The sequence below is a fragment of the Sphingomonas sp. MM-1 genome, from assembly GCF_000347675.2.
Classification (GTDB): domain Bacteria; phylum Pseudomonadota; class Alphaproteobacteria; order Sphingomonadales; family Sphingomonadaceae; genus Sphingomonas_E; species Sphingomonas_E fennica.
Map to the genome: position 1 here is coordinate 280,095 of NC_020561.1, position 16,545 is coordinate 296,639.

The following is a 16,545-nucleotide window of genomic DNA, read 5'->3' on the forward strand; positions in this document are numbered from 1 at the left end:
CGGCGACGGCGAATGCCATAGACTAGGCCCATGAAAATCCGCACGATCCTGATCCCTGTCCTCCTCGCCGGCGCCGCCTATGGCGGCTGGCGCATGCTCAACAACGAACATGCCGATCTCAGCGTCGATGCGGTGACGGGGGCGAACCCCACCATCGCCGAACCGAAGAAGCGGCTGCTGCCGACCGTGAAGGTGGCGGACGTTGTCGGATGGAAAGCGGGGGAAACGCCGGTCGCGGCACAAGGGCTGCGCGTCAACGCCTTCGCCACCGGGCTCGAACATCCGCGCTGGCTGCTGCCGCTTTCAAATGGCGACGTGCTGGTGGCGGAAAGCAACAGCCCGCCGCGCGACGGCGGCGGCGTGCGCGGCTGGGCCATGCGCTACATCATGGGCCGGGCCGGGGCGGGCGTCCCCTCCCCCAACCGCATCACCCTGCTGCGCGATGCCGATGGCGACGGCGTGGCCGAACAGCGCAGCGTGCTTCTTTCCGGGCTGAACTCGCCCTTCGGCATGGCGCTGGTCGGCGATCACCTCTACGTCGGCAACGCCGATGCCCTGGTCCGCTTCCCCTTCAAGCCGGGCCAGATGAAGATCGATGCGCCCGCCGAGAAGATCGTCGATCTTCCCGCCAATCCGCCGGGGCATTGGGCGCGCAACGTCGTCGCCAATGCCGACGGCTCGAAGCTCTATGTAGCGGTCGGATCGGCCACCAACATCGCCGATAACGGCATGGACGTGGAAAAGGACCGCGCCGCCATCTGGGAAGTCGATCCCAAGACCAAGGCGCACCGCATCTATGCCTATGGCCTGCGCAATCCCACCGGCATGGCGTGGGAGCCGACGACGGGCGCGTTGTGGACGGTCGTCAACGAACGCGACATGCTGGGCTCCGATCTCGCGCCCGACTATCTCACGCATGTCGAGTTGGGCGGCTTCTACGGCTGGCCCTATTATTACTGGCACGGCTACATCGACAATCGGGTCGAGCAGCCGGACGAAGACCAGCGCCAATATCTGGTCCGGCCGGATTACGCGCTCGGGCCGCATACGGCCTCGCTGGGCCTCAGCTTCGCCAAGGACGTGAAGCTCGGCTCGCGCTTCGCCAGCGGCGCCTTCATCGGCCAGCACGGTTCATGGAACCGGCGGCCTTTCTCGGGCTATAAGGTGATCTTCGTCCCCTTCGCCAACGGCAAGCCCGCGGGCAAGCCGATCGATGTGCTCACCGGCTTCCTTGACGACAAGGATCGCGCACGCGGCCGCCCCGTCGGCGTGATCGCGGATCGCACGGGCGCGCTGCTCGTCGCCGACGATGCCGGCAATGCCGTCTGGCGGGTCAGCGCCACGGACGCCGCTGCATCCGGGCCCGCGCCGGAACCGGCAAACTAAAAACGCTTCAACCGATAGAGCACGTGCCGGCGCAGCGGATGCGCCGCGTCCAGTGCCGGATGGTTGAAATCGGCAGCGGGATCGCGGCGGAACCCCAGCCGGTCCATCACCGCCTGCGATCGGATGTTCGGCACGGATGTGATGGCGATGACCTCCTCGCCCTGGAGGCGCTCCGCCGCATCCGCCAGCACGGCCCGCATCGGCCCGGTCACGTAGCCGCGCCCCCAATGCGCCCGACGGAGCCGCCAGGCGACCTCGATGGCAGGCGCGCAGGCAAGGTCCTCGCGCACGGGCTGCAGCCCCGCCGCGCCCACGGGCACGCCCTCATCGTCCACGATCGCCCACATGCCCCAGCCGCGCTCCCGCAGGCCGCCGAGCATGCGGGCGAAGGCGGCCTCCACCTGCTCGTCGGTCCAGGGGCCGGCCAGCCAATGCACGATATCGGGATCGGTTTGGATCAGGCGAAAGGCGGGCAGGTCCCCCTCCCGCCACGGCCGCAGGCGCGGGTGCAGCGTCTCCAACGGATCAGGCCCTGGCGAAAAGCTGGCCGAGATCGGCGAAGGCCTTGAACTCCAGCGCATTGCCGGAAGGATCGCGGAAGAACATCGTCGCCTGCTCCCCCGGCTGGCCGGCAAAGCGGATATGGGGCGCGATACCGAACGGAATGCCGGCCGCTTCCACCCGCGCCGCCAGCGCCTTCCAGTCCTCCATCGTCAGCACCACCCCGAAATGCGGCACGGGCACATCATGCCCGTCAACCGCGTTGCTTGCCCCGGCATGGCTGTTGCCCGGCCGCATATCGGGATCGAGGTGGGCGACGATCTGATGGCCGAAAAGATCGAAATCCACCCATTCCGGCGCGCTGCGCCCTTCCGGGCATCCCAGCACCCCGCCGTAAAAGGCGCGGGCGGCTTCAAGATCATGAACGGGAAAGGCGATATGAAAAGGACGAAGGCTGGTCATCGACCCAGCATAATATAAGTTCACGCCGTTGCGAAGCACAGACATGCACCAGAAACGATTCGCATATTATAAGCAACGCCCGGCTAATCATCGCGCTATTTGACGCGATTGACCAAAGAACCCGCGATAAATTGCGAATTTCAGCTTGGCTCCCCGCTTCACCGCACAGTAGCGCCCAGGGGCATAATATCGGCTTGCGGGGATGCCCTGGAAGCCCCGCCGGCCATCAGGCTGCCATTCCGGCCGATCCCCCCGAACAATCGGCCGGATCGCTCCAGGCCTGCCGCCGCCGTTCCCTTAACCTGCCCAACGGCGGCGGCAGTGTGGCCCCTTATTCGGCGGCCTGGGCGGCGGCCGGTTCCTTCCAGACAAGTATCGGCTTGCGCGCGGCCAGCGTCTCGTCCAGCCGCCGGCGCGGGGCCAGATGCGGCGCGGATTTCAGCGCCGGATCGCCCGCCTTGGCCCGTTCGCCGACGCTGCGCAGCGCGCCGATGAACTGGTCCAGCGCGGCCTTGCTCTCGGTCTCCGTGGGCTCGACCAGCATCGCTCCGTGGATCACCAGCGGGAAATAGACCGTCATCGGGTGGAAACCCTCGTCGATCAGCCCCTTGGCGATATCCAGCGTCGAAAAGCCCTCCGGCAGATTGTCGTCGGAGAACAACGCCTCGTGCATGCACGGGCCCGACGCCGCGAACGGCGCGTCCAGCACGCTTTCCAGCGAGCGCAGGATATAGTTGGCGTTCAGCACGGCATCTTCCGAAACCTGCTTCAGCCCGTCCGCGCCGTGGCTCAGCATATAGGCCGCCGCGCGGACGAACATGCCCATCTGGCCGTGGAAGGCGACCATGCGGCCGAACGATCCGGCATGATGCTCGCCCGCCGTCTCCTCCTCGACCAGGGCATAATGATCGCCCTGCTTCTCCACGAAAGGCAGCGGCGCATAGGGCGCCAGCGATTCGGAGAACACCACCGGCCCGGAACCGGGCCCGCCCCCGCCATGGGGGGTGGAGAAGGTCTTGTGCAGGTTGATGTGCATGGCGTCCACGCCCAGGTCGCCGGGCCGCACCCGGCCGACGATGGCGTTGAAATTGGCACCGTCGCAATAGACGAGCGCGCCCGCCGCATGCACCGCGTCGGAAATCGCCTTCATGTCCGGCTCGAACAGGCCGCACGTATTGGGGTTGGTGATCATCACCGCCGCCACGTCCGGCCCCAGCCGCGCCTTCAGCGCCTCCAGATCCACGCGCCCCGCCGCCGTGGCCGGGATATTCTCCACGGCATAGCCGCAGAAGGCCGCCGTCGCCGGATTGGTGCCATGGGCGCTTTCCGGCACCAGGATCACCTTGCGCGCGTCGCCCCGCGCTTCCAGCGCCGAGCGGATCGCCAGCAAGCCGCAAAGCTCGCCATGGGCACCGGCCTTGGGGCTCATCGCCACGGCGGCCATGCCGGTCAGCTTCACCAGCCATTCGCCGACGAGGTGGATCAGCGCCAGCGCACCCTGCACCGAATCCACCGGCTGGAGCGGGTGGATGTCGGCAAAGCCGGGCAGCCGCGCCATCCGCTCGTTCAGGCGCGGATTATGCTTCATCGTGCAGCTTCCCAGCGGGAAGAGGCCGAGGTCGATCGCATAATTCTGGCGGCTGAGGCGGGTATAATGGCGCACCGCCTCCGGTTCCGAAAGGCCGGGCAGGCCGATCGCGGCCGTCCGCTCCAGCCCGCCGAGCCGGCTCGCGACCTTGGGGGCTTCCGGCAGGTCCACGCCCGTCCGCTCGCTGTCGCCGATCTCGAAGATCAGCGCCTCTTCCAGCATCAGGCCCTTGTTGCCGGTGAAGGTCTTGACCGGTGCCGCCTCGCCCCCAGCCATTTCCGGGCGCCATCCGCTCTGGTTGATGCTCATCGCAGCGCCTCCTCCAGCGCATCGGCCAATTCGTCGACATCGTCCTCGGTGGTGGTTTCGGTCACGGCCACCACCAGCCCATTCTCCAGCGCTTCCACGCCCGGATAGAGCCGCCCCAGCGAAACGCCGCCGAGAATGCCGTCATCCGCCAGCGCGCGGACCACGGGCCGGGCCTCGCGCGAAAGCCGCAGGGTGAATTCGTTGAAGAAGGCACCGTTCACCAGGTCCACGCCCGGCACCTTCGCCAGCCTTTCGGCAGCCGCCACGGCCTTGGCGTGGTTCAGCACCGCCAGGTCACGCAGGCCGCGCTCGCCCAGCAGGGTCAGGTGGATCGAGAAAGCCAGCGCACACAGGCCGGAATTGGTGCAGATGTTCGACGTCGCCTTTTCGCGGCGGATATGCTGCTCGCGCGTCGAAAGGGTCAGCACGAAGCCGCGCTTGCCCTCGGCATCCACCGTCTCCCCGCACAGCCGGCCCGGCATCTGGCGCACATATTTCTCGCGCGTGGCGAACAGGCCGACATAAGGCCCGCCGAACTGCAGGCCGACGCCCAGCGCCTGCCCCTCGCCCACCACGATGTCCGCGCCCATCTCGCCCGGCGAGCGGATCGCGCCCAGCGCCACCGGCTCGGTCACGACCGCGATCAGCAGCGCGCCCATTTCCTGGCAACGCGCCGCCAGCTCGGAAAGATCGGCGACATGGCCCAGGATGTTGGGATTCTGCACGACCACGCAGCTCGTATCGCGATCCACCGCCGCGATCAGGCGGGCCAGATCGTCGCCCGGCGCGCCGTCGGTCAGCTCGGGAATGGCGGTTTCCAGCACGTCGCCGGTGAACTTCGTTATCGTCGTGCAGACCGACACATAATGCGGATGCACCCCGGCCGAGATCAGCGCCTTGGCCCGCTTGGTGATGCGCCGCGCCATCACGATCGCCTCCCAGCACGCGGTCGACCCGTCATACATGGAGGCATTGGCGACGTCGCAGCCCAGCAGGCGCGCGACCTGCGTCTGGAATTCGAACAGCACCTGCAGCGTGCCCTGCGCGATTTCCGGCTGATAGGGCGTGTAGGCGGTCAGGAACTCGCCGCGCTGGATCAGATGGTCCACGCTTGCCGGCACATGGTGCCGGTAGGCGCCGCAGCCCAGGAAGAAGGGGCTGTCGCCGGCGGCAAGGTTGCGATCGGCCAGCGCCTTGAGCTGGCGTTCCACCGCCATTTCGGGTGCATGCAGCGGCAAGCCGGCGATGGGGCCGGAAAGCCGGGCGGCCTCCGGCACGTCGACGAACAGGTCGTCGATCGATTGCGCGCCGATGGTCTGGAGCATCGCGCTCCGATCGGCATCGGAAAGGGGTAGATAGCGCATGTTAAGAGGGTTTCCTCATGCTGAATCTCAAGCGGACATAATCGGCAATCCACGTGCCGTCGGGTTGCAGCAGCTCCGGTTTCAGCCTCTCCTGCGTGGCGATCGCCACCTCGGCCTGCTCGGCCTCGGGCACGCCGACGTTGGTCATGAAACCGCCGCGAAAAGTCCTGATCCATCCGGCGGCACCGGCCGGAAGCGGCGTGGGGCGCGGGATCAGATCGACCTCGATGGCGACAAAGCCGGCCTTGGCATAGACCGCCGCGAAGGCATCCGGCGTCGGATACCATTGCGGGTCGTCAGCCGGCAGTGCGTAGCCGCGTGCCGCAAGCTCGGCATAGAGCGCCTCGCGCAGCCGGGCGACATTGCCGTCCCCGCCCATTTCCCCCACGAACCGCCCGCCGGGCTTCAACGCCCGGAACACGCCCGCCGCAACGGCATCGCCGTCCAGCATCCAGTGCAGCGCGGCGTTGGAAAAGGCCGCATCGAATTCCGGCCCGAAATCCAGCGCCTGTCCGTCCGCCACGCGCGCATCGATGCCGCGTGCCCGCGCGGCCGCGACCATCGCCTCGGATGCATCCACGCCGATCACCTCGGCGCCGGCATCCGCGATCTTCTCGGTCAGCACGCCGTCGCCGCAGCCAAGGTCCAGGATATGCTCCCCGGGCTGCGGATCGAGCAGGGCCAGCACCGGCGCGCCAAGGGCGGGGACGAAGGCGGCATTGGCCGCATAGTCCCGCGCTTCCCAGCGGCTGGTGGGGTTTACGCTCACAGCGTGTCCACGAACGCCTTGTATCCGGCTTCGTCGAGCAGGCCGTCCAGCTCCGCGGCATTGGCCAGCTTCAGCTTGAAGAACCAGCCCTCGCCCTCGGGCGCGCTGTTCACCAGCGAAGGATCCGCCTCCAGCGCCGCATTGCCTTCGATCACCTCGCCCGAAACCGGGGCATAGACGTCGGACGCGGCCTTCACCGATTCGACGACGGCGGCTTCCCCGCCCTTCGTCACGGCGGTGCCGGCGGCCGGGACCTCCACGAACACCACGTCGCCGAGCTGCGACTGGGCATAATCGGTGATGCCGACGGTCGCCGTATCGCCGTCGACGGAAATCCACTCATGATCCTTGGTGAAATAGAGCGTCATGGCTCAGGCTCCCTTGCGCACATAATTATGGGGGACGAAGGGCATGGCCGTGACCTTCGCCTGGAAAAGCTTGCCGCGCTGCTGCAGCGTCACCGCATTGCCCGCGGCCGCCAGCGGCGCCGGCACATAGGCCATGGCGATCGGCTGCTGCAGGCTGGGCGAAAAGCCGCCGGAGGTGACGCGGCCGACTTCGCTGCCCTCGGCATCCAGCACCACCGCGCCCTCGCGCACCGGCTGGCGGCCCTCGACGATCAGGCCCACCCGCTTCGCCGCCGGCCCTTCGGCGCGCTCGATGGCGATGCGGTCGGCACCGGGATAGCCGCCTTCCTCGCGCCGCCGCTTGGGGATGGCGAAGCCGAGGTCCGCCGAAATCGGCGTGGTATCGGGATCGAGATCGTGGCCATAGAGCGGCAGCCCGGCCTCCAGCCGCAGCGAATCGCGCGCGCCGAGGCCCACCGGCTTCACTTCGGGCTGTTCGCAGATCAGCGTGGCGATCGTCTCGGCGGCGGATGCCGGCAGCGAGATTTCGAAACCATCCTCGCCGGTATAGCCCGAACGGCTGATCCAGCAGGAGACGCCGCCCAGGCGGAAGGCCCCGGCGGTCATGAACACCAGCTTCTCGACGCCCGGCGCCAGCCGCGACAGCGCGTCCACCGCCTTCGGCCCCTGCAGCGCCAGCAGCGCCTGCTCGTCCATGTGGTTCAGCGTCACATGCTCGGGCAGATGCTCGTGCATATGGGCGATGTCGTCATATTTGGTGGCGCCGTTGACGACGATATAGAGATCGCCGCGCGTGCGGGTGACCATCAGATCGTCCAGGATGCCCCCGCTGTCGTTCAGCAGCAGCGAATAACGCATCCGGCCTTCGGTCAGGCCCTTGATGTCGCCGGGCAGCAGCGCTTCCAGCGCATCGTCCACGCCGTCGCCGGAAACCAGCAACTGGCCCATATGGCTGACGTCGAACAGTCCGGCGGACGATCGCGTCCACAGATGCTCGGCCATGATGCCTTCATACTGCACGGGCATCCAATAGCCGGCGAAGGGCACCATCCGCCCGTCCCGCGCGCGATGCCAGGCATCCAGCGGCAGGGTCTGCGGGGTTTCGTCGATGGATTCGTCGCTCATCGGGCTCTCCGTGCTCGTGGTCGGCGGAGATCGGCCGGACATGATCGTCGCGCCGTTCCGCCGCCCCCTCTGTCACGGAACCTGAGAGCTTTCGCAGGAACGCCAGCCGGCGCCCATGCTTACCCCTTCGGTGGGGCGGTGTCCCGCCCGCTTTCCAGAGTGCCGGTCGATCGGCCGCGGTCCTTTGGCCTGAGAGATTCCGGGGCGGTTGCTCCTTCGGCGGCGCCTGCCCGGCAAATCACCCGATGGCGATTCGCGATGGGCCGGCGCGCTCTCCCGCGCGATCGTCCGGGAATCTCTCCCCGGCGGCAAAGCCAGCCTTGGCGCGGGCGGCGGCCCGAGTCAACGCCGCCCGCTCCACCCGGCCCGTCTTTTCCGCCGCGGCTCAGCGCGTGGCGTTGTAGGAAAGCTGTTCCTGCGTGAGCTGGAAGCCGATCAGCAGCTCGAAGCTCGCCTTGCGCACCGCCGCGCGCACCGCCGGATCGGTGAAGGGATCGACGGCCGCATCCGCGTCCCCCGGCTTGCGCCGGCGCGTCACCTGCGCCTCGATCTCGGGCGGCAGCGTCGCGGCCGAGGCGGCGATGTCGGCGCGGCCGCCGCCGGTCGCCGTCGCGGTGGCCTGCCCGTCGGCGAAACGCAGCGCCACGCGGCTCACCTGCTTCGATACGACCTGGGTGCCGCCGCGCGTCACCGTCGCGAAATAAGGCAGAACCACCTCGCGATCGCCCTTGGTGTCGCTGCGCCGGGCCTGCACCTCGAACGTCGCATCGGTGACGATGCGTTCGCCCTGCTGCACGCAATTGTTGCGGAGCTTGGTGATGGTGGCGACCACGTCGATCGCGCGCGCATCGCGGCTGGCGGGCGGGTTGAACAGGGTCACGTCGCCGGTGTCGACCGGAATCGCCACCGCCGGGCAGGACGAGCGGACGGACTTGATGCCCCCCGTCTGGTCGAATTCGGTGCCGCTGGCGCAGCCGGCCAGGCCCAGCGCGACAAGGCTGATGGCGATCGTCTTGGGGTGGAACAAAGGGGCAATCCTCTAAAATCTGTGGGCCGGCGGCGGATGGCCGCGAGCGGGCCGGCGCGGATCATAGGAAGCGCCTTCCGCACAGGCAAGCAATCGCGTAGAGCCCCCAGCCATGCCAGACGTTTCCGTTGCCAGACCTTCGCTCCACCTGCTGATCGCGGCGCCCCGCGGCTTCTGTGCCGGCGTCGACCGCGCGATCCGCATCGTGGAGCTGGCGATCCAGCGCTACGGCGCGCCCGTCTACGTGCGGCACGAGATCGTCCACAACCGCTATGTGGTGGATGGGTTGAAGGCGCGCGGCGCGATCTTCGTGGAGGATCTGGACGAGGTGCCCGATGGCGTGCCCGTCGTCTTTTCCGCCCATGGCGTGCCCAAGGCGGTGCCGCACAAGGCGGAGGAACGCGGCCTCGAATATGTCGATGCCACCTGCCCGCTCGTCTCCAAGGTCCATCGCCAGGCCGAACGGCTGGTGGCGGATGGCCGGCATATCCTGTTCATCGGCCATCGCGGCCACCCGGAGGTGATCGGCACCTTCGGCCAGGTGCCGGAAGGGCGGATGACGCTGGTCGAAACGGTGGCCGATGCCGAGGCGGTCGAGCCCGCCGATGCCGCGAACCTCGCCTTCCTCACCCAGACGACGCTTTCGGTGGACGATACCGCCGCCACCATCGCCGTGCTCAAGCGCCGCTTCCCGGCGATCCTGGCGCCGCGCGGCGAAGATATCTGCTATGCCACCTCCAACCGGCAGGCGGCGGTGAAGGCCATCGCGGAGCAGTGCGATGCGATGCTGGTGATCGGCGCGCCCAATTCCTCCAACTCGCTACGCCTCGTCGAGGTCGCGGAGCGGGGCGGCATCCGCGCCCGGCTGATCCAGCGCGCGGCGGATATCGATTTCGGCTGGCTGGAAGGCGTATCGGTGCTCGGCCTCACCGCCGGGGCCTCCGCGCCGGAGATATTGGTGCGCGAGGTGGTCGATCATCTCGCCGCCCGTTTCGCGATCACCGAAGAGGAGGTCGCCACCGCCAGCGAAAGCATGGTCTTCAAGCTGCCCCGCGCGCTCGAAGCGGCCTGATACCGCCTGCCATCCGTTGCCCGGGCCGGGCCGGCGCGGGATAACATCGCCAATCATGATCCGGGGGAATGGATTTGGCCGTCTATACGCATGTGCCCGCCGAGGAGATGGAAGCCCTTCTCGCGCGTTACGATGCCGGCACGCTGGTTTCGGCGAAGGGCATCGCCGAAGGCGTGGAAAACAGCAATTATCTGGTCGATACCAGCAGCCACCGCTTCATCCTGACCCTGTATGAAAAGCGGGTGGACGTGGCCGATCTGCCCTTCTTCCTGTCGCTGCTCGATCATCTCGCCGACAAGGGCCTGCCCGTGCCCCGCGCGCTGCGCGATCGGCAGGGCGTGCAGTTGCAGACCGTATCCGGCCGGCCCGCCTGCCTGATCGAATTCCTGAACGGCGTCTCCGTCACCCATCCCACGCCCGCGCAGGCGCATGCCACCGGCGTGGCGCTCGGCCGGATGCACGCCGCGCTCGCCGATTTCGGCGGACAGCGCGCCAATGCGCTGGGGCCGGACGGCTGGGTTGCGCTCGCGGCGCGCTGCGGCGACGATCTCGATGCCATCGCCCCCGGCCTGAAGGCACGGGTGTCCGAAGAGCTTGCCTACCTCGCCGATAACTGGCCGGGGGAACTGCCGCACAGCGTGGTCCATGCCGATCTCTTCCCCGATAACGTGCTGATGCTGGGGGATGAGGTTTCGGGCGTCATCGATTTCTACTTCGCCGCGCGGGAAGTCCGCGCCTGGGACGTTGCCGTCACCCATGCCGCCTGGTGCTTCGAAAATGACGGCACCGGCTTCGATCAGAATCGCGCCGCCGCCCTCATCGCCGGCTATGATGCGGCGTTCGGCCTCTCCTCGGCGGAGCGGGCCGCCTTTCCCGCGCTCGCGCGCGGCGCTTCGCTGCGCTTCCTCCTCACCCGCGCCTGGGATTGGCTCAACACGCCCGCCGATGCGCTGGTGACGCGGAAGGACCCCCTCGCCTTCCTCCGCCGCCTCGATTTCTATCGCGATGCCGTGCCGGGGGCGCTGGGCCTGTGAACGATCTGCCGCATGTGGAAATCGCCACCGACGGCGCCTGCAAGGGCAATCCCGGCCCCGGCGGCTGGGGCGCCGTGCTGCGCTTCGGCGATCGGGAACGCGATCTTTCCGGCGGGGAGCCGCTCACCACCAACAACCGCATGGAATTGATGGCGGCAATCCAGGCCCTGGAAACCCTGAAGCGCCCCTGCCGCGTCACCCTCAGCACCGACAGCCGCTATGTGATGGACGGCCTCACCAAGTGGATCAAGGGCTGGCTTCGGAACGGCTGGAAGACATCCGACCGCAAGGACGTGAAGAATGCCGATCTCTGGCAGCGCCTGCTGGCGGCCGCGGAACCGCATCGGGTGGAATGGGTTTGGGTGAAAGGGCATGCCGGCCACCCGGACAATGAACGGGCCGACAAGCTCGCCAGCGATGCCGCCATCGCGGCGGGGAGGATGAGCGGGGGCAAATGAGGTTTCGCAAGCGCGACGTTCTCCAGTTCGGCGCATCCCTGCTCATCGGTTCCGGCGCTGCATTCGCCTTCCAATATTTCCGGCCGATCGGCGAGCGGGTGGGCGGATCGCCCACGATCGAAGGCATATTGGCCGATCCGGATGCCCCCCGCATCGGCCCGGCCGCCCCCGCGCTCACCATCGTCGTCTTTAGCGATTATGACTGCCCCGTCTGCCGCCAGTCCTACGATGCGATGCGCGAGGCGCTGGCCGGGCGGCGCGACGTCAGGATCATGTTCAAGGAATGGCCGGTGCTCGGCCCCAATTCCGAACGCGCGGCCCGCGTCGCGCTCGCCGCCGATCGCCAGGGCATCTATGCCGCCTTCCACGAACGGCTGATGCGCCGCCAGGGCCGGATCGACGACAACCTGCTCCGCATGGCGGTGGAAGGCGCGGGCGGGGACTGGGCCAGGATCGAATCCGATCTCGCGGCAAACGCGCCCGCCATCGATCGCGCGCTTGCCCGCAACGCCACCGAAGCCTTCGCGCTCGGCCTGTCAGGCACCCCCGCCTACCTCATCGGCCCGCTGCTCGTGCGCGGCGGCCTGAACGAGGCCGGCTTCCGCCAGGCGTTCCGCGACGCGAAGCGCTGAACATGTTGGCGGCGCTGGCGGAATTTCCGCCCGCAGCCCCTTGTGAGGCGGCCGGAAATCGGGCCATTGTCCGCCGCCACAAGGCCCGCCCACGGGTCGATGAAAAGGGATGATCGATGCGCTTCGGATTTTTCGCCACCGCCCTCCTGCTCGCCTCCGTGGCGCTGCCCGCTCATGCGGCCGCGCCGGCAAAGGGTGATCCGGCGCAGGAAAAGGCCGCGCTCGATCTGCTGGTGAAGTCGATCGGCTTCCGCACCGTCCAGGGCCAGGGGCAGGTTCCGGCCTATGCCGAATATCTGGCCGGCGTGCTGAAGGCCGCCGGCTTCCCGGCCGAGGACGTCGTCGTCACGCCGCGTGGCGAAACCGCCACCCTCGTCGCCCGCTATCGCGGCACCGGCAAGGGCAAACCGATCCTCCTTTCCGGCCATATGGACGTGGTGGAGGCCAAGCGCGAGGATTGGGAACGCGATCCCTTCGTCGCCGTCGTCGAGAACGGCTATGTCTATGGCCGTGGATCGGCGGACAACAAGGCCGGCGTCACCGTCATGGTGGAAACGCTGGCCCGGCTGAAGCGCGAAGGCTTCCGCCCCGGCCGCGATCTCATCCTCGCGCTTTCGGGTGACGAGGAAACCGATATGGCCACCACCGCCGCCCTCGCCCAGGAACTGAAGGGCGCGGAGCTGCTGCTCAACAGCGATGCCGGCGGTGCGCTGCTGGATGAGGAGACCGGCAGGCCCACCGTCTATGGCCTCCAGGCCGGCGAGAAGAGCTATGCCGATTTCCGCATCGCCTTCACCAATCCCGGCGGCCATTCCAGCCGTCCGTCCAGCGACAATGCGATCTACGATGTCGCCCGCGCGATCGATGCCGTTGCCGGCTATCAGTTCCCCGCGCAGATCAACGAACTGACCCGCGCCACCCTGAAGGCGGCCGCCGTCGATGCCCCCGCCCGCACGGCCGATGCGATGAAGCGTTTCCTCGCCAACCAGGCCGATGCCGATGCCGTCGCCACCCTGTCCGCCGATCCCGAATGGATCGGCACCATCCGCACCACCTGCGTGCCGACCATGCTGGAAGGCGGCCATGCCCTGAACGCGCTGCCGCAATCGGCGGCGGTGATGGTCAATTGCCGGATCTTCCCCGGCGTCTCGATCGATACGGTCAAGGCGAAGCTTGCCGAGCTTGCCGGCCCGAAGGCGAAGATCACCGTGCTTGGCGACCCTGTCGCCAGCGATGCCTCGCCGCTGCGGCCGGATGTGATGGCCGCCGTCCGCAAGGCGATCGACGCCCGCTCGCCCGGCCTGCCGATAGTGCCGCAAATGTCGTCGGGCGCCACCGACAGCGTATATTTCCGCGCGCTCGGTATCCCGAGCTATGGTGTCGGCGTCACCTACATGAAGGCCAGCGATGATTTCGCCCATGGCCTCAACGAACGGGTCACGGTGGAATCGATCAACGGCGGCCTCAAGCAATGGTATGTCCTGCTCAAGGAACTGGCGAAATAAGCCGCATTCTCCCTGACAGGGCCATCGCGCGATGAGCCGCCGCCACGACGCGCTCGTCATCGGCGGCGGCCATAACGGGCTGGTCTGCGCCTTCTACCTCGCCCGCGCGGGGTTGAAGGTGCGGGTGCTGGAACGGCGCGGCATCGTCGGCGGGGCCGCCGTCACCGAGGAATTTCATCCCGGCTTCCGCAATTCCACCGCCAGCTACACGGTCAGCCTGCTCCAGCCGAAGGTGATCGCGGACATGCGGCTCGCGGATCACGGCTATCGCGTGATCGAACGGCCGATCAGCAATTTCCTGCCGCATGACGGCGGCTATCTGAAGCTGGGTGGCGGCACCGATCGCACCCGCGCGGAATTCGCCCGTTTCTCCGCCCATGATGCGGATGCGCTTCCGGCCTATGAAGCCGCGCTGGAGGACGTCGCCGCGCTGCTGCGCAAGCTCGCCCTCCGCGCCCCGCCCAATGCCGGCGGGGGCTTGCGCGCGCTGCTTGCCGCGGCGGCACAGGGCCGCCTCGCCGCCGCCCTGCCGCTCGACCGCCAGCGCGACATGCTCGACCTGTTCGTGAAGAGCGCGCGCGACTTCCTCGATGGCTGGTTCGAGAACCCCTATGTGCAGGCCGCCTTCGGCTTCGATGCCGTGGTCGGCAACTATGCCAGCCCAGATACGCCGGGCTCCGCTTATGTCCTGCTCCACCACGTCTTCGGCGAGGTGAACGGCAGGAAGGGCGCCTGGGGTCATCCGGTCGGGGGCATGGGCGCGATCACGCAGGCGATGGCCGCCGCCTGCGCCCGGCACGGCGTGGAGATCAGCCTCGACGCCCCCGTCGCCCGCCTGCTCGTCGATGGCGGGCGCGTCGCCGGCGTCCGGCTGGAAAGCGGGGAGGAAATCACGGCCCCGATCGTCGCCGCCAATGTCGGCCCGGCCCTTCTCTACCGCCGCCTCGTCGACCGGTCCGACCTGCCGGCCGATTTCGCCCGCCGGATCGATCGCTACAAGACGGGATCGGGCACCTTCCGCATGAACGTGGCGCTGTCGGAACTGCCCGATTTCACCGTTCTGCCGGGCCGGGAGGCCGCCGATCACCACCGGTCCGGGATCATCATCGCGCCCACGCTCGATTATATGGACCGCGCCTATGCCGACGCGCGGGCGCACGGCTGGTCCCGCCAGCCGATCGTCGAGATCACCATCCCCTCTACCGTGGACGACAGCCTCGCCCCGCCCGGCTGCCATGTCGCCAGCCTGTTCTGCCAGCAATTCGCCCCCACCCTGCCCGATGGGCGCGATTGGGACGGCGAGCGGGAGGCGGCGGCCGATCACATCATCGCCACCGTCGATGCGCATGCCCCCAATTTCAAGGCTTCAGTGATCGCCCGGCAGATCCATTCCCCGCTCGATCTCGAACGGAAGTTCGGGCTGGTCGGCGGCGATATCATGCACGGCCACATGTCGCTGGACCAGCTATGGGCCGCGCGGCCGATGCTGGGCCATGGCGACTATCGGGGGCCGATACGGGGGCTCTACATGTGCGGCGCGGGCACGCATCCGGGCGGCGGCGTCACCGGCGCGCCCGGCCACAATGCCGCCCACGCCATCCTCGCGGATCGATCGTTCCCCGCCCGCCTGCTGGGGCGGCGGTCAGGGTAGCCGCGCCTTGGGGAAGCCCTGCCAGCAATCGTCATAATCGGGCTGCAGCTCGGCCAGCTCCAGCGCCTGCGTCGTCGGCACGAACGGCCAGCGGCTCTCGAACATGAAGGCCATCGTGCCTTCGATATGATGGGGCTGGAGCACCGCCTCGCTCGCCTTCACCCATGTCGCAAGGTCCGGCCCGTGGCTCGCCATCAGATTGTGGATGCTGAGCGCGCCGGGCGCGAAGCCGTCCGCCTTGGCGTCATAGGCGCCGTGGATCAGCCCCATGCACTCGCTCATCACATTGCGATGGAACCAGGGCGGCCGGAACGTATCCTCCGCCACCATCCAGCGCGGCGGGAAGATCACGAAATCGCAATTGGCGGTGCCCGGCGTGTCCGAAGGCGCGGTCACGACCGTGAAGATGGAAGGATCGGGATGGTCGAAGCTCACCGTGCCGATCGTGTTGAACCGTGCCAGATCATATTTCCACGGCGCGAGATTGCCGTGCCAGGCCACCACGTCGATCGGGCTGTGGTCCAGCGCGACCGTCCACAATCCGCCCCGGAACTTCTGGATCAGCTCGAACGGCTCGTCCCGATCCTCGAACCGGGCGACGGGCGTCAGGAAATCGCGTGGATTGGCAAGGCCGTTGGACCCGATCGGCCCCAGTTCCGGCAGGCGGAAGGCATGGCCATGATTTTCGCCGACATAGCCCCGGCCCGCGCCATCGGGCAGTTCGGCGCGGAAGCGCACGCCGCGCGGCACCAGCCCGATCTCGCCGGGCGCAAGCTCCAGCACGCCCAGTTCGGTCAGCAACCGCAATCGCCCCTGCTGGGGCACGAACAGCATTTCGGCATCGGCATTGAAGAAGGCGCGCGCCTTCATGTCGCGATCGGCGCGATAGATGTGCACCGTCACCCCGTCCATGCCGGCGGGGTCGCGGTTCGACGCCATGGTCGTCATGCCGTCGATCAGGTCCACGCCTTCCTTGACGGAATTAAGCGGAGACCAGCGCATCCGATTGGGCGGCAGCGGCCGATCCCACCCGGTCGGTGCGAAGGCCGGCGCACCGGCATAGGGCCGGTAGGCGCCGTGCATCCCGCTCGGCCGCAGCCGATAGAGCCAGCTCCGCCGGTTCTCCCCGCGCGGCGCGGTGAAGGCGGTGCCGGAAAGCTGCTCGGTATAAAGGCCGAAGGCCGGCCGCTGCGGGGAATTCCGCCCCTCGGGCAGCGCGCCCGGCACCGCCTCCGTCGCGAAATGGTTGCCGAAGCCGCTCAGATAATCGGGCATCGCCGCCTCCCCAGCCTGA

At 68.0% G+C, this 16,545-nt stretch carries 16 protein-coding genes and 2 riboswitches; of the genes, 7 read left to right on the forward strand and 9 right to left on the reverse strand.

The annotated features are described in order from the left end of the window. Nucleotides 1-30 precede the first annotated feature (30 nt). The gene (locus tag G432_RS01355; protein WP_015457011.1) at nt 31-1,386 is read left to right on the forward strand and encodes a PQQ-dependent sugar dehydrogenase; all 1,356 of its coding nucleotides are present in this window, start codon (nt 31-33) and stop codon (nt 1,384-1,386) included. On the opposite strand, the gene G432_RS01360 is transcribed toward G432_RS01355, so the two are convergent. The 8 genes from G432_RS01360 to G432_RS01395 all read right to left on the reverse strand — a co-directional run bounded on the left by G432_RS01360 (nt 1,383) and on the right by G432_RS01395 (nt 8,899). Further along, nucleotides 1,383-1,907: a GNAT family N-acetyltransferase gene (locus tag G432_RS01360; protein WP_015457012.1), complete on the reverse strand. Its 525-nt coding sequence runs from the start codon at nt 1,905-1,907 to the stop codon at nt 1,383-1,385. The genes G432_RS01355 and G432_RS01360 overlap by 4 nt on opposite strands. A gap of 4 nt (nt 1,908-1,911) precedes the next feature. Next, on the reverse strand, nt 1,912-2,349 hold the full coding sequence (locus G432_RS01365; protein WP_015457013.1) for a VOC family protein: 438 nt from the start codon (nt 2,347-2,349) through the stop codon (nt 1,912-1,914). Nucleotides 2,350-2,680: 331 nt separating this feature from the next. After that, the gene (gene gcvPB / locus G432_RS01370; protein ID WP_015457014.1) at nt 2,681-4,246 is read right to left on the reverse strand and encodes an aminomethyl-transferring glycine dehydrogenase subunit GcvPB; all 1,566 of its coding nucleotides are present in this window, start codon (nt 4,244-4,246) and stop codon (nt 2,681-2,683) included. After that, the gene (gene gcvPA, locus G432_RS01375) at nt 4,243-5,610 is read right to left on the reverse strand and encodes an aminomethyl-transferring glycine dehydrogenase subunit GcvPA (protein WP_015457015.1); all 1,368 of its coding nucleotides are present in this window, start codon (nt 5,608-5,610) and stop codon (nt 4,243-4,245) included. Before gcvPA ends, gcvPB begins: the two co-directional genes overlap by 4 nt. A gap of 1 nt (nt 5,611) precedes the next feature. Beyond that, nucleotides 5,612-6,379 carry a class I SAM-dependent methyltransferase gene (locus G432_RS01380; RefSeq protein WP_015457016.1) on the reverse strand — a complete coding sequence of 256 codons (768 nt, stop codon included), beginning with the start codon at nt 6,377-6,379 and terminating at the stop codon, nt 5,612-5,614. Then, a complete protein-coding gene (gene gcvH / locus G432_RS01385) occupies nt 6,376-6,747 on the reverse strand; it encodes a glycine cleavage system protein GcvH (RefSeq protein ID WP_015457017.1) in 372 nt (123 codons plus the stop codon). Before gcvH ends, G432_RS01380 begins: the two co-directional genes overlap by 4 nt. Nucleotides 6,748-6,750: 3 nt before the next feature. Further along, nucleotides 6,751-7,872 carry a glycine cleavage system aminomethyltransferase GcvT gene (gene gcvT / locus G432_RS01390; protein ID WP_015457018.1) on the reverse strand — a complete coding sequence of 374 codons (1,122 nt, stop codon included), beginning with the start codon at nt 7,870-7,872 and terminating at the stop codon, nt 6,751-6,753. Between the two features lie 59 nt (nt 7,873-7,931). Further along, nucleotides 7,932-8,037, reverse strand: a riboswitch (glycine riboswitch). A gap of 2 nt (nt 8,038-8,039) precedes the next feature. Next, nucleotides 8,040-8,161, reverse strand: a riboswitch (glycine riboswitch). A 96-nt stretch (nt 8,162-8,257) separates the two neighbouring features. Continuing rightward, a complete protein-coding gene (locus tag G432_RS01395) occupies nt 8,258-8,899 on the reverse strand; it encodes a hypothetical protein (protein WP_015457019.1) in 642 nt (213 codons plus the stop codon). Nucleotides 8,900-9,011: 112 nt separating this feature from the next. Between G432_RS01395 and ispH the strand changes: the two genes are divergently transcribed. From ispH to G432_RS01425, 6 genes are all read left to right on the forward strand, one after another. Further along, the gene (gene ispH / locus G432_RS01400) at nt 9,012-9,971 is read left to right on the forward strand and encodes a 4-hydroxy-3-methylbut-2-enyl diphosphate reductase (RefSeq protein WP_015457020.1); all 960 of its coding nucleotides are present in this window, start codon (nt 9,012-9,014) and stop codon (nt 9,969-9,971) included. A 74-nt stretch (nt 9,972-10,045) separates the two neighbouring features. Further along, on the forward strand, nt 10,046-11,005 hold the full coding sequence (thrB, locus tag G432_RS01405; RefSeq protein WP_041865052.1) for a homoserine kinase: 960 nt from the start codon (nt 10,046-10,048) through the stop codon (nt 11,003-11,005). After that, nucleotides 11,002-11,463, forward strand: coding sequence for a ribonuclease HI (gene rnhA, locus G432_RS01410; protein WP_015457022.1), 462 nt, complete (start codon nt 11,002-11,004; stop codon nt 11,461-11,463). The genes thrB and rnhA overlap by 4 nt, the downstream gene beginning before the upstream one ends. Then, entirely contained in the window at nt 11,460-12,095 is a 636-nt protein-coding gene (locus G432_RS01415; RefSeq protein ID WP_015457023.1) for a DsbA family protein, read from the forward strand. The genes rnhA and G432_RS01415 overlap by 4 nt, the downstream gene beginning before the upstream one ends. Nucleotides 12,096-12,211: 116 nt before the next feature. Continuing rightward, nucleotides 12,212-13,600: a M20/M25/M40 family metallo-hydrolase gene (locus G432_RS01420; RefSeq protein ID WP_015457024.1), complete on the forward strand. Its 1,389-nt coding sequence runs from the start codon at nt 12,212-12,214 to the stop codon at nt 13,598-13,600. Between the two features lie 31 nt (nt 13,601-13,631). Beyond that, nucleotides 13,632-15,251, forward strand: coding sequence for a phytoene desaturase family protein (locus G432_RS01425; protein WP_015457025.1), 1,620 nt, complete (start codon nt 13,632-13,634; stop codon nt 15,249-15,251). Here the strand turns inward: G432_RS01425 and hmgA are convergent. After that, nucleotides 15,243-16,526, reverse strand: coding sequence for a homogentisate 1,2-dioxygenase (gene hmgA / locus G432_RS01430; RefSeq protein WP_015457026.1), 1,284 nt, complete (start codon nt 16,524-16,526; stop codon nt 15,243-15,245). The two genes, G432_RS01425 and hmgA, sit on opposite strands and share 9 nt — an antisense overlap. Nucleotides 16,527-16,545: the final 19 nt, after the last annotated feature.